The organism is Sulfurifustis variabilis, from assembly GCF_002355415.1.
In the GTDB taxonomy this organism is placed as follows: Bacteria; Pseudomonadota; Gammaproteobacteria; order Acidiferrobacterales; family Sulfurifustaceae; genus Sulfurifustis; species Sulfurifustis variabilis.
In genome coordinates this window covers 821,341-834,687 of the sequence record NZ_AP014936.1, presented here as the reverse complement: position 1 = coordinate 834,687, position 13,347 = coordinate 821,341, and the positions used below count along the sequence as shown (strand labels likewise).

Below are 13,347 nucleotides of genomic sequence, written 5' to 3'. Positions count from 1 at the left end.
CGCGATACTAGGACCTGGCGGTCCGCGCAACACCGGACGCGCAACAGGGGTACCGCTGCGGCGGCCGAACCATGCGCACGGTGCGCAGTCAGTAAGGAAGGAACACGCGGAGCAGGATGCGATGGCCAGGCCCGGCACACGAAACGAAGGAACGTCCAAGGCAACCCGGCCGCGCGCGGCGGGCGCAACGACGCGCCGCGGCGCGCGACCCCGCCTGGCGAAGGCCGGGAAGCACGTCTACTTCTTCGGCGGCGGCAAGGCGGACGGCGACCGGACGATGCGCGACCTGCTCGGCGGCAAGGGAGCCGGTCTCGCCGAGATGACCCGCGCCGGGCTTCCCGTTCCGCCCGGATTCACGATCTCGACCGATGTCTGCGCGCTCTTCTACGCGCAGGGCGGAAGAGTGCCCGACGCGGTCGAGCGCGAGATGGCGGCCGGCCTCGAACGGCTCGAGAAGCTCGCCGGGGCGCGGCTCGGCGCGTCCGACGGTCCGCTGCTGCTCTCGGTCCGCTCCGGGGCGAAGTTCTCGATGCCCGGAATGATGGACACCATTCTCAACCTCGGCCTGAACGACGAGACGGTCGAGGGTCTGAAGGCGCGCACCGGAAACGGCCGCTTCGCCTACGACAGCTACCGCCGCTTTCTCCAGATGTTCGGCAGCGTCGTCCTCCAGGTTCCGAAGGACGCGTTCGACCAGAAGTTCGAGAGCGTCAAGCGGCTGCGCGGCGCGCGGCTAGACACCGACCTCGACGAGCAGGCGCTGCGCGACGTGGTCGTGGAGTATCAGCACGTGGTGCGACAGCACACCGACCGCGAGTTCCCGCAGGACCCCCGCGAGCAGCTTCGCATGGCGCGCGACGCGGTGTTCAGCTCCTGGAACAACCCCCGCGCCATCGAGTACCGGCGCATCTACGAGATTCCGGACGACATCGGCACCGCGGTAAACGTCCAGACCATGGTGTTCGGCAACACCGGCGAGCGCTCGGCGACCGGGGTCGGCTTCACGCGCAACCCCGCGACCGGGGCGAAGGAGTTCTACGGCGAGTTCCTCGTCAACGCCCAGGGCGAGGACGTGGTCGCCGGGATACGCACGCCCCAGCCCATCCGCGAGCTCGAGCGCCTCATGCCCGAAGCCTACGCGCAGCTGCGCGAGTACACCTCGACGCTCGAGCGCCACTACCAGGACGTGCAGGACTTCGAGTTCACGATCGAGGACGGGCGGCTGTACATGCTGCAGACGCGCAGCGGCAAGCGCACCGGCTACGCCGCCGTGGTGATCGCGACCGACCTCGTCGACGAGGGGGTCGTCGAGCCGAGGCAGGCCCTGCTCCTCGTCGAGCCGGCCTCGCTCTCGCAGCTCCTCGCGCCGGTCTTCGATCCCGCCGCCTGGAAAGCGGTGGCGGTCGCGACCCGCGGCCTGCCCGCCTCGCCCGGCGCGGCCTGCGGGCAGGCCGTGTTCTCCGCCGACGAGGCCGTGCGCTGGAGCGAGCACGGCAAACGGGTCGTCCTCGTGCGCAAGGAAACCGCGCCCGACGACATCCACGGGATGTACGTGGCCGAAGGCATCCTCACGGCGACCGGCGGGATGACCTCCCACGCCGCGGTCGTCGGCCGCCAGATGGGGAAGCCCGCGGTGGTCGGCGCCGGCGGACTCTCGATCGACGAGGCCGGGCGCACGCTCCGGATCGGCGATCAGACCATCGGCGAGGGCGACTGGCTCTCGTTCGACGGGTTGAGCGGCGAGGTGAAGATCGCGCGCATCGCCACGCGCCCGAGCGAGATCCTGCAGGTGCTGGCCGGGGAGATGCGGCCCGAGTCCTCCGACATACACCGGCGCTTCACGCGGCTCCTCGAGTGGGCGGACCGCGAGCGGCGGCTCGAGATCCGCGCGAACGCCGACCTGCCCGACCAGGCGGCGCTCGCCTATGCCTTCGGCGCGCGGGGCATCGGGTTGTGCCGTACCGAGCACATGTTCTTCGGCGAGGACCGACTGCCCATCGTGCAGCGCATGATCCTGTCGCAGCGCGAGGCCGATCGCCGCCAGGCGCTCGCGGAGCTGCTGCCGCTGCAGCGCGAGGACTTCTACGGCGTGTTCAAGGCGATGCACGGCTGCCCGGTCACCATCCGCACGATCGACCCGCCGCTGCACGAGTTCCTGCCGAAGCGCGAGGAGGTGATGGTCGACATCGCGCGGCTCGAGGCCGCGGGCAAGACCGGGCGCGAGCTCGAGGAAAAGCTCGCCTTGCTGCGGCGCGTGGAGCAGCTGCACGAGTTCAACCCCATGCTCGGGCATCGCGGCGTGCGCGTCGGCATCACGTTCCCCGAGATCACGGAGATGCAGGCGCGCGCGATCTTCGAGGCCGCATGCCGCCTGGCGCGCGAGGGCCAGGCGGTCGTGCCGGAGATCATGATTCCGCTGGTGAGCGACGTGCGCGAGCTGCGGGACCAGAAGGCGATCGTCGACCGCGTCGCGGCCGAGGTGACGAAGGCCCACGGGGTCGAGATCCCCTACCTCGTCGGCACCATGATCGAGGTGCCGCGCGGCGCGCTGACGGCGGACAGCATCGCGCGCGAGGCGCGGTTCTTCTCGTTCGGAACGAACGACATGACCCAGCTCGCGTTCGGCTTCTCGCGCGACGATATCGGCAAGTTCCTGCCGGCCTACCGGCAGAAGAAGATCCTCGAGCGCGACCCCTTCGCCTCGCTCGACGTGGAGGGCGTGGGAGAGCTCGTGCGGATCGCCGTGGAGAAGGGACGGCGCGCGCGGCCCGATCTCGCGCTCGGGGTCTGCGGGGAGCACGGCGGCGACCCCTCCTCGATCCATTTCTTCGAGGAGGTCGGCCTCGACTACGTGAGCGCCTCGCCGTACCGCGTGCCCGTCGCGCGTCTCGCCGCCGCCCAGGCGGCGCTGAAGACCCGGGTCGGGGACTGACCGCGACGGGCGACGGTTAACTCGTGATTGCCGTTCCGCTCACGGACGGCCCATCCGGGCTCGGGTTTATTTGGCCCCGAGCGCCTTCGCCGCCTTGCGGACCTGCGTGGGGCGAACCCAGAGAATCGCGCCGTAGCGCCCCTTGCCGGCGCACACCGCGTCGACGGCCGTCACGTTGATGCGGGCGTCCGCGAGGCGCTTGAGCACGCGCGCGATCGCGCCCGGGCGATCGTCGCCCATGACCACGAAGCCGGTCTTGCGCGGCCGCACCTTGATCCCGGCGCGCCGGGCGGCGGCGCGGAAGGCGGCGCCGTCCTCGGGCACGAAGTCGAGCTGCGAGCGCCCGTTGCCCGTCGGGAACCCGGTGAACGCGAGCAGGTTGACGTTCGACTCGGCCAGTGCGCTCAGCGCGCGCGCCGCCTCGCCGCGCTTGTTCGGGACCTGCGCCGCGTAGTAATCCACCTTCTTGATCGATTGCGCCATGGCTCCTCCGGTGTGGTTATACGGGAATGGGACGATCACCATAACAGACCTGCACGATCGGCGGCCAACCCGAAGACGCGGACGTCGTCCCGGCGGCGCACCTGACGCGGCGTCGACTGCCGGAAGGCAAAAAAAAGCCGCGGCGATCGGGCGATCGCCGCGGCGAGGAGGAAGGACTGCCGGTTACTGCGCGGTGAGGACGAGCGCCCAGTCGGTTGAGCTGCTCGGCGAGACGAACTGCACGGGCGCGCCCGTGCCGCTGACGGACCCGCCGGTCACGGCCTGGCGGGCCCCCGTGCGGGTGTCGATCCACGTGGCCCGGTAGGTGCCGGCGTCGACCGTGAGATTGAACGCGCCGCCGTCCTCCTTGAAGACGACGTACTGCTTGCCGGGCTCCGCCAGCGCGTAGCACGGCGAGGCCGGCACCGGGCCGCCGCCGTCGAACGTGTTCCAGCAGCCGGCGAGCAGGTCGTTGCGCGGCGCCATGCGATGGAAGACGACGTCCTGGGTCATCACCTTGTAGAGCACCTCCACGCGGTCGACCATCGGGTTCGCGCTCGGCCAGGTGAACATGCTCGAGGACGGATCGGTGAAGTCGCAATCTGGCGTGTCCTGCCACGTGAACGAGCCGCCGGCGAGCGTCACCGCCCAGGCCGAGCGCGTGATGCTCGTCTCGGCCGCGTCCTTCGCCCAGCAGGCGCGCCACAGGCCGTTGCCCTCCACCATGTACACGGGCTTGCCGCGGTACGCGTCGATCGTCGCCTGGTAGTGCGAGGCCGAGTCGGTCGCCGGGTTGCCGTTGCCGTTGCCGAAGTAGCCGTGGTTCTCGATACCGGCGAAGTTGTAGCTGCCGTTTCCGAAATCGTTGTCCTGCGGGTATTCGTCGTGATACGTGCGCAGGTGCGACCACGGGTCGTACTGCGCGAGCAGGTCCGCCATCGCGCGCTCGCTGCCGTTGCCGTCGGTCTCCCACGTGTAGTTCCACCCGGAGATGTTGGCGAAGGGCGCCAGCCGGGCCGCGAGGTAGCGGATGTAGAACGCGCGGTCGTCCCCCGACATGCCGTCCAGCCGCTGCAGGGCGAAGTACTGGTCGGCCGAGCCCGACGGCTTCGGGTCGAGGCCCATGAAGAAGTGGATGCCGATGTTCATGCTGTTGAGCCAGGCGACGTGCTCCTCCATGCGCTTCCAGACCTTGAGGTTCTGGACGCGCGGCGACTCGCGCCACAGCGGCTGGCTCAGGTGGTCGGCCGGGGCGTCGGACGGCTTCTGGTACGTCCACCCGATCGGAAGCATGTTCATCTGGACGTGGTTGTAGCCGCGTGCGGAGATCTTGGAGTAGATGCGGTCCGCGGCCCAGTCGATCGGCACGCCGGTGATGCCGCCCGCGCCGATGTAGTACGACTTGAGGAACACCGGGTTCTTGCCGCCGTAGGCGAGCCAGCGCGGGTTCCCCTCGTACGGCTGCAGCAGACCGCGCCCGGCGCGCGCCGTCACGGCGTCGAAGGTCCCTGAGCCGCCGGTCGTGCCGTCCGACCAGGCGTACGTGTACGTCCAGGTACCGGGCTCGTCGGGCATGAAGCGCAGCTTCCACACGTTTCCGTCCTGGCCGCCGGCGCCGTCGCCGTCGTAGAAGCCCCAGAACGAGACCTTGCGTCCCGACGGGGCGGTGTACTCCGCCATCAACGTCACGTCGGCGAACTTGTTCGCGTACGCGTTGGTGTTCGTGATGCTGCGCTCGAACACGCGGTTGACCGGCACGCCGGTCTCGACACCGGTGAGCGACGAGCCTTCCAGCGCGGCGTCGCCGCCGGCATCCGATGAACCGTCTCCGCCGCCTCCCCCGCCGCCGCACGCGACGAGCAGGCCGGCGATCGCCAGGGAAAGAGAAAACGAGTACGCGCGAGCAAGCCGCATGAGGTAACCCCCTGATGAAAGCGGGGCGCACTGTAACGGCGCGCTTCTCGCGCGCGGTTCGCAGTCGTAGGGGATGAGCTACCGACCGTCTCCGTCGGACGGGGCACGAGCACGGACGAACGGAAAGGACCCGATCAGCGCGCGCGCCGTGTCAAGACGCGCGCGCCGTCGGATCGAGGGGCGTCGGCGGTCGACCGACCGCCGGCGGGAAGCGGATCAGTTGCGGAAGATGCGCTCGAGGTGCTCGAGATCGTTGACCACGCGCCACTCGGAGGCGCCCGCCTCGCGCACGCGCTTCTCCCAGGCGTCGAGCCGACCGCCGTAGCGCCGCGGGTCGATGTTGTCGGTCGAGAGCTTGGTCACGTTCAGCGCGACCACCCGGATGCCGACGAGGTTGAGCGGCACGTCGCGCTTGACCTGCTTGTCGAGCTCTTCCTGCATGTCGGAGAAGATCAGGATGGTCTTCCTGCCGGCGCCGGTCTCGTTCAGGAACTCCGCCCCCTGCAGCACCCCGCCGGTGATGTCGGTGTAGGCGCTGCCGCCCTTCGCCTTCTGGCGCAGCTTGGCCACCTGCTCCTTGAACACGCGCTTCTGCTGGTTGGCGGCGAGCGGGTCCTTCGTGAAGGTCGCCTTCGCGACGATGTCCTTCTCGCTGAAAGAGCGGCTCTTGACGCGGGCGACGGCGAAGGAGTCGCCCGGATTGAGCGTGCCGAGGAGGTAGTTGATGACCCGTTCGGCGCGCGGCAGCTCCTTGGCGTACGTGCCCGAGGTGTCGACCAGCAGGTACACGGCCTGGGCGTGGCTGCCCTGGTCGGCGCAGCCGCCGCCGACGAGCGCGGCCGCGCAGGCGAAGGCCACGAGCAGGCGCCTCACGATCCCTGCTCCCGGTCGAAGACCGCGCGCTTGCCGACGGCGCCGCCGGCCGCGCGCGGCGCGCCGGTCCCGCGGCCGCGCACCCAGTGCTCGATGAGCACCGGCAGGAACACGACGGCGTCGTAGAGCTTGGCGACGATGACGACGAGGTGCTTTGCGATGTTCGCCCCGATGCGCAGCGCGAACGCCATGCCGCGCAGCAGGCTCACGAACAGGGCCCCGAGCACCGTGCGCCCGGAGAAGATGAAGTACTCGAGCGGGATCGCGACGAACGCGAGCGCGAACGGCAGGATGAAGCCGAGGATCATCTGGCCGGCGACCGGGATGCTCGCCACCCAGCCGATCTCGGCCGGCGGCGTGGTCGCGGCGCCGCCCAGGCCCTGCTTGAACGCCATGTCGGCGGCGATGATCTGCTCGCGCATCACCGCGAGCGCGACCTCGACGCCGGCGAGGATCAGCAGGATGGTGAACGACACCCAGAGGAGGCGGCGCCGCAGGCGCTCCGGCATGTTCTGCACCCGCGGGAACAGGTGCGTGATGCCGAGCGCCTCCATGAGGAAGAGGCCCATCGTCGCCTCGACCAGGATGATGACGAGCGCGGCGATGTGCGAGGCCTCGAGACCCCCGGCGATGTACTCGCCGCCGCCCACCATGGCGGACATGGGGCGCGCGATCAGCCAGAAGTTGACGAAGGCGCCGCCCAGCGCCACGAGCATCACGGTCGCCGCGATCACGAACTGGGTCGCGGCGGAGGAGGTGAGCGTCTGCTCCATGCGCTCGGAGCCCGCCTGGATCTCGCGGTACTTCTCCATCAGGGCGTCGATGCGCGCGGCGCTGTCGCTCAGGCCGTTGATGTTGCGGTCGACGCGCGTCAGCGTCTGCTGCAGCGAGCGCCAGAACGGCATGAACCCCTTCAGGATCTTGTGCCGCTCCTCGTAGGAGCGCCGGTACTCCGTGACGATCTTGCCGTAGATGTCGTCGACCGAGTTGGCGATGTCCTCCAGGATCTTCACCACGAGGCCGTCGCCGCCGTCCTTGATCTTCGCGATGGTCTCGACCGCCTTCGTCCAGTTCGGCGGCGGCGGGGGCACCTCGTTGCAGCGCTGGTAGTCCTCCTCGACGCGCGTGATCTCGTCGAGCAGCTTGCGCTGCAGGGCCGGGTAGCCGCTGAGGTCCCGGGTCACGAGCTGCATCACGCGCTCGAACTCCCGCTCGATCGCGGCGCCCGCCTCCTCGCGCGCGTGCGCGAGGAGCACCGTCTTGTTGCGCGCCCGGAGGGCGTCGGCCGAGCGCGAGAGCCAGCGGGCGGCGAGACGGAAGGAGCCGGCCACCGCGCGCGCGAGGCCCATCAGGGCCTCGTGCACGGGCATCCGCGCGGCGTACAGGAACGGCAGCGCGATGAGGAAGAGCACCAGCGCCGACAGCGCGGTGTTGTCCGGAAACAGCATCCACGACATGGCATGTCCCCCAAGGGTATTCCTTTTCATCTAGCACGCTTGCGACGGACGGCAATGCGGCGGGGGACGAGCGAGGAACCCCGGGGGATCGCCGGGGGCGGGGGCCGGCGATCGGCCGGTCCCGGCCGGCCCCCTTGGCCCGGGGCTCGATACCGCGACCGGTCCTGGCCTGATAGGCTCCGGGCGGGAGGATGAGCCCGTCATGTCGATCCTGATCTTCAATGCCGGCAGCTCCACGCTGAAGTTCCGGGTGTACCGCGCGCCGGCCGCCGGGCCCTGCGAGCTGCTCGCCGCCGGAATGGTGAGCGCCTTCGGACCGTCGGCCGGTTTCCGCTGGAGCATCGGCACCGACCGGGGCGAGGAGCGGGTCGCGGCCCCGGATCACGGCAGCGCGGCGCGCCACGTCATCGACTGGCTCGCCGCGAAGCGGCTGGAGCCCGTGCACGCGACGGGTCATCGGGTCGTGCACGGCGGCGAGGAGTTCGTCGCACCGGCACGGCTCACCGACGCCGCGCTGCGCGCGATCGAGGCGCTGAACCCGCTCGCCCCGCTCCACAACCCGGTCGCGCTCGAGGTGATCCGCGCGACGGCCGCGAGCATGGGGGCGCGCGTGCCGATGGTGGCGGTCTTCGACACCGCCTTCCACCACGACCTTCCGGACTACGCGCGCGCGTACGCCCTCCCCGCCGACTGGACACGGCCGCACCGCATACGCCGCTACGGCTTCCACGGCATCGCCCACCGCTACCTGTACGAGCGCTGCGTGGCGCTCGCCGGCGGCGAGCGGGCGCGGCGGGTGATCACGCTCCAGCTCGGCAACGGCTGCTCGGTCGCCGCGATCCGCGACGGCCGATCGGTCGACACCAGCATGGGCTACACGCCGCTCGAGGGACTGGTGATGTCCTCGCGCTGCGGCGACGTCGACCCCGGCGTGCTCGTGCGCCTGCTCGAGCACGGCCTCCGCCCCGACGCGCTCGATCGCGGGCTCAACCGCGAGTCGGGCCTCCTCGCGCTGTCGGGCGCGAGCAGCGACATGCGCGAGCTCCTGCGGCACGAGGCCGAAGGCCACGAGGGCGCGCGGCTCGCGATCGAGACGTTCTGCTATCGCGCGCGCAAGTACATCGGGGCGTACGCGGCGGCGCTCGGCGGCCTCGACGCCGTCGTCTTCGGCGGCGGCATCGGCGAGCACGCCCCGGAGATCCGCGCGCGCATCTGCTCGGGCATGGAATGGTGCGGGGTCGCCGTCGACGTCGACGCGAACCGCGGCGCGATCGGCCGCGAGACGCGCATCTCGCGGCCGGGGGGCGTCGGCGTCTACGTCGTGCCGGTGAACGAGGAGCTGCTGATCGCGGAGGACGTGAAGAGAATGTTGAATGTTTAATTTTGAATTATGAATCGATGGGCGCGCTCCGCGCGCCTCATTGATTCGACATTAAACATTCAAGATTCCGCACCCCGGCGCGGGGGTGCGGTCGTCCCGCGCACCACGAGCCGCACCGCCAGCTCCTGGCGCGCCGGCACGGTTTCGCCCGCGATCGCCCGCAGGATCTGCTGCGCGGCGAGATCGCCGAGCTCCTGGGTCGGGAAGTGCATGGTCGTGAGCCCGGGGCTCAGCATGGCGGCGATCTCCATGTCGTCGAAGCCGGTGACGGAGACGTCCTCCGGCACGCCCAGCCCGCGCGCGTGGCACTCGGCGATCGCGCCGATCGCCAGCAGGTCGTTGCCGCAGATCACCGCCGTCGGCCGCGGCGACTGCCCGATGACCTGCGCCAGCCCGTCGCGTCCGCTCTGGAGGGTATACGGGACCTCGACGAAGCGCCCCGGGTCGAGCGCCACGCCGCTGCGCCGGAGCGCCTCCCGCACCCCCAGCGCCCGCTCGCGCGCCCGCTCGTTGTTGGCCGTCATGCCCGAGATCATCGCGAGCTCCCGGTGGCCGAGCGCGAGCAGGTGCTCCGTGAGCCGCGCGGCCGCGGCGCGGTTGTCGAAGCCGATGCAGGTGTGCCGCCCGCCCTCCTCGAGCGCCCAGGTGAGCACGTACGGCAGCCGGAACCGCTCGATCAGCGCGTAGACCTCCGGCTCGTGCTCGGTGCCGAGCAGCACGAGGCCGTCCACGCCGCGCTCGATCAGCGTGCGCGCGAGCCGGCGCTCCGCGGCCGGGTCGAACTCGTGGCACGCGAGCAGCACCGTGTAGCCCGCTTCCCCCAGGGCGCGCTGAAGCGCGTGCACGGTGGTCGCGAAGCTCGGGTTGTCGAGCGAAGGGATGAGCGCGCCGATGGTGCGCGAGCGTCGCGAGGCGAGGGCGCGGGCGCTGCCGTTCGCCACGTAGCCGAGCGCCTCGATGGTCCGTTCGATGCGTCCGAGCGTTTCCGGACTGACCTTGTGGGGAAACGAGAGCGCGCGCGAAACCGTCGCGATCGATACGTTCGCCGCGCGCGCGACGTCGATCAGGGTGACGGGCCGGCGGTTCATTCCGGCCTGTCCGCCGGGAGCGCTCCGGGCTGCCGCCGGTTCGTCCACAGATGCGTGACGAACGGGACGATCAGCGCGAGCCCCGTCAGTGCCATCACCGTGCCGCTGATCGGGCGCGTGAAGAAGACGGTCCAGTCGCTCTGGTAGCTGATCATGGTCGTCATGAACGAGCTCTCCGCGAGCGGGCCCAGGATCACACCCAGGACGAGCGGCGCGATCGGGAAGCGGTAGCGCTCGAAGAGGTAGCCGATCACGCCGAACGCGATCATGAGCCAGAGGTCACCGATGTTGTTGCGGATCGAGAGCGCGCCGACGAAGCAGAGCAGCATGATGAACGCGGACACGACCGCTTCGGGAAAGTCGAGGATCTTGACGAGCGGCCGGATGGCGAAGAAACCGACGATGCACATGGCCACGATCCCGAGGAAGAGCGAGGCGATCACGGTGTAGATCATCTCGGTCGAGGTGAGGAACACCTGCGGCCCCGGCTGGATGCCGTGCAGCAGGAACGCGCCGAGGATGACCGCGGTCGCGCCGCTGCCCGGAATGCCGAGCGTGAAGAGCGGGACCAGCGCCCCGCCGACGGAGGAGGTCGCGGCCGTCTGGGGCGCCACGATGCCGTCCGGGATGCCGGTGCCGAGCTCCTTGCGGCGCTTGTTGTACTGCCCCTCGAAGCCGTAGGCGACGAACGAGGCGATCGTCGCGCCGGCGCCGGGCACGAGGCCCACGATGTTGCCGAGCAGCGCGTTGCGCACGAGCACGCCTTTGAGCCGCGAGATCTGCCGCCAGGACGGCAGGCGGGTCCGCATCTCCGCCACCTTCTGGATCGGCGCCGTGGCGAAGCCCTCGCGCAGCCGGATGAACACCTCCCCGAGCCCGTACGCGCCGACCATGACGGTGAGGAACTCGATTCCGTCGAGCAGCAGCGGCATGCCGAAGGTGTAGCGGGTCGCGCCGTAGATCGAATCGACGCCGACCGTGGCGATGAGCAGCCCGAGGCACAGGCTGATGATCGCGTTCGGGAGGCTGCCCCGCCCGAGCGAGACCACGCTCGTGAGGCCGAAGAGCACGATCGCGAAGTACTCGGGCGTCGAGAAGCTGAGCGCCAGCTTCGCCACCGGTTCCGAGAGGCTCACCATGATGGTGGCGGAGACGAGGCCGCCCACGAGCACGGCGACCAGCGTCCAGCCGAGCGCCTCCGCGGCCCTGCCCTGTCGGGCCATCTCGTAGCCGTCCCAGAGGAGCGGCACGTGGATCGGCTCGCCCGGGATCTTGAACAGGATCGACGTGGGCGCGCCGCCGTAGGTGCCGGAGACGTACATCGCGGTGAGCAGGATGATCGCCGGCGTGACGTCCATGCCGTAGGTGAATGGCAGCGCCAGGATCACCCCCATGACCAGCGTGAGCCCCGGCAGCACCCCCACGATGAGCCCGACCACGATGCCGACGAACAGGATGAGGAGGTTGACCGGCTGCAGGCAGGCGACGAACCCGTGGGCGAGATTGCCGAGAATGTCCCACATGGTCAGCGGATGCCGAGGAGATCGAGCAGCGCGTAGTTGAACGTCGCGAAACGCCCGCTGCCCATCGGGAGCGAGATGTAGACGAGCTTCATGAAGATCAGCACGAGCGCGAGCGTGCCGATCAGGCTGTTCACCGCGATCGCCAGGTGGCGGCGATAGCGGCCGATGTACATGAACGCCGCGAGATAGAGCAGCGTGCAGAGAATGAAGCCGATGACCTTGAGCAGCGCGACGTACGCGACCGTGATGCCCATCCCGAGCAGCAGCCGGCCGGTGTACGACCCCTCGGTCCTGGCGACGGGCTCGCGGAAGGCCGGCTGCTCGCGCCAGCACGCCGCCGCGATGCAGACGATCTGGTAGACCGCGGCGGCGATGGCGAGCAGGAGCACCGCTTTCGGCCAGAGATCGGGGCCGACCTGGCCGGCCTTGCCGATGTAGGTGATGCGGTCGGCGACCGCATAGAGGAGGATCGCGGCGGCGAGCACCGCGATGTAGGGGGCGACGCGCCGGAGGATCTCGAATGCCATGGACGTCCTCGTCGGTTCAGCAGGCGGGCTGGAGCAGAGCCGCGCCGGCCGCCGGGCCGGGGGAAGGAGCCCGACGGCCGGCCGCCCCTCACTTGCCCTTGGGCTTGGCCAGCTTCTTCATCGTCTCGAGCTCGCCGCGCATGAACTTCGCCGCCGCATCGGCCGGCATGTGGCTGTCCTCGGCCGCCATCTGCTCCTTGAGGAACTTCTTGTATTCCGGGGTCGCCGCCACTTTGGCGAAGGCATCGGAGAGCGCCTTGATGACCTTCGGGTCGGTCTTGCCGTGGACCACGACCGAGCGGAACTGCGGCAGGCCGATGTCGAAGCCCACCTCCTTCGACGCCGGCACGTCGGGGAACTCGCTCGAGCGCTTGTCGCCGAAGACGATGATCGGACGCATCTGCTTGTTCTTGAGGAAGCTCGCGACATCGCCGGCCTGCTCGTAGAGCGCTTCGACGTGATCGCCGAGCACCGACACGTAGCGCTCGCTCGGCTTCGGGTACGGGACCTGATTGACCTTGATTCCCTTGCTCTCCAGGAAGGTGAGCGTCATGTCGTCCACGCTCCCGTAGCCCACCGTCGCGACCCTGAGCGCGCCCGGCTTCTCCTTCGCCGCCTTCTCGAAGTCTTTCCAGTTCTTGATCGGGCTGTCCTGCTTGACGAACAGGAACGACGGCGCCGAGATCATGCGCGCGACGGGCGTGATGTCGTCGATGGTGTACGGGGGGTTGGAGGTCGCGAGCAGGGCGTGCGTGTCGGCGATGTAGATCGCCATGGTGTGGCCGTCGGGGGCCGAGCCCACGAGCTTGGAAATGCCGGTTGCCCCGGTCGCGCCCGGGACGTTGAGCACGGGGATCGAGACCTTGAGCATCGGCTCGAGCAGCTTGCCCGACTGGCGGGCGAGCTGGTCCGCGCCGCCGCCCGGGCCGAAGGGTACGATGAACTCGATGGCGCGCGTGGGGTAGCGGTCCTGGGCCAGGGCCGTGAAACCGACGAGCAGTACCGATACCGCAGAGACGAAGGGCAACCAACAGCGACTGCACTTCAGCTTGCTTCTCATGACGCTCCTCCTTGGTGGAAGTTGGGACGCGATTCTTGATGTTGAATTTTGAATGTTCAATCGAAGTGCGCGCTGCGCGCTCCTCAATTCAAAATCAAGCATTAAACAT

The 13,347-nt window shown here is 69.5% G+C and carries 10 protein-coding genes; 2 read left to right on the top strand and 8 right to left on the bottom strand.

From position 1 onward, the window contains the following. Positions 1–121 precede the first annotated feature (121 nt). Positions 122–2,932, top strand: coding sequence for a pyruvate, phosphate dikinase (ppdK, locus tag SVA_RS04025; RefSeq protein WP_096459160.1), 2,811 nt, complete (start codon positions 122–124; stop codon positions 2,930–2,932). A 66-nt stretch (positions 2,933–2,998) separates the two neighbouring features. Here the strand turns inward: ppdK and SVA_RS04020 are convergent, their stop codons facing one another. The 4 genes from SVA_RS04020 to SVA_RS19690 form a co-directional block, all read right to left on the bottom strand. After that, positions 2,999–3,415 (bottom strand): hypothetical protein, encoded by a 417-nt coding sequence (locus SVA_RS04020; protein ID WP_096459157.1) that lies wholly within the window; start codon positions 3,413–3,415, stop codon positions 2,999–3,001. 183 nt (positions 3,416–3,598) lie between these two features. Beyond that, the gene (locus tag SVA_RS04015) at positions 3,599–5,329 is read right to left on the bottom strand and encodes a DUF5060 domain-containing protein (RefSeq protein WP_096459154.1); all 1,731 of its coding nucleotides are present in this window, start codon (positions 5,327–5,329) and stop codon (positions 3,599–3,601) included. A gap of 216 nt (positions 5,330–5,545) precedes the next feature. Continuing rightward, the gene (locus tag SVA_RS04010; RefSeq protein WP_197703364.1) at positions 5,546–6,202 is read right to left on the bottom strand and encodes a vWA domain-containing protein; all 657 of its coding nucleotides are present in this window, start codon (positions 6,200–6,202) and stop codon (positions 5,546–5,548) included. Next, entirely contained in the window at positions 6,199–7,659 is a 1,461-nt protein-coding gene (locus SVA_RS19690; RefSeq protein ID WP_096459151.1) for a hypothetical protein, read from the bottom strand. The genes SVA_RS04010 and SVA_RS19690 overlap by 4 nt, the downstream gene beginning before the upstream one ends. Before the next feature lie 202 nt (positions 7,660–7,861). On the opposite strand from SVA_RS19690, the gene SVA_RS04000 reads away from it, so the two are divergent. Beyond that, complete coding sequence (locus tag SVA_RS04000) at positions 7,862–9,040, top strand: acetate/propionate family kinase (protein ID WP_096459148.1); 1,179 nt, start codon at positions 7,862–7,864, stop codon at positions 9,038–9,040. Between the two features lie 59 nt (positions 9,041–9,099). On the opposite strand, the gene SVA_RS03995 is transcribed toward SVA_RS04000, so the two are convergent. From SVA_RS03995 to SVA_RS03980, 4 genes are all read right to left on the bottom strand, one after another. Further along, positions 9,100–10,128: a LacI family DNA-binding transcriptional regulator gene (locus tag SVA_RS03995; RefSeq protein ID WP_096459145.1), complete on the bottom strand. Its 1,029-nt coding sequence runs from the start codon at positions 10,126–10,128 to the stop codon at positions 9,100–9,102. Then, a complete protein-coding gene (locus tag SVA_RS03990) occupies positions 10,125–11,651 on the bottom strand; it encodes a tripartite tricarboxylate transporter permease (protein ID WP_096459142.1) in 1,527 nt (508 codons plus the stop codon). Before SVA_RS03990 ends, SVA_RS03995 begins: the two co-directional genes overlap by 4 nt. A gap of 2 nt (positions 11,652–11,653) precedes the next feature. Beyond that, entirely contained in the window at positions 11,654–12,178 is a 525-nt protein-coding gene (locus SVA_RS03985; RefSeq protein ID WP_096459139.1) for a tripartite tricarboxylate transporter TctB family protein, read from the bottom strand. A gap of 88 nt (positions 12,179–12,266) precedes the next feature. Then, positions 12,267–13,238 carry a tripartite tricarboxylate transporter substrate binding protein gene (locus tag SVA_RS03980; RefSeq protein ID WP_096459136.1) on the bottom strand — a complete coding sequence of 324 codons (972 nt, stop codon included), beginning with the start codon at positions 13,236–13,238 and terminating at the stop codon, positions 12,267–12,269. Positions 13,239–13,347: the final 109 nt, after the last annotated feature.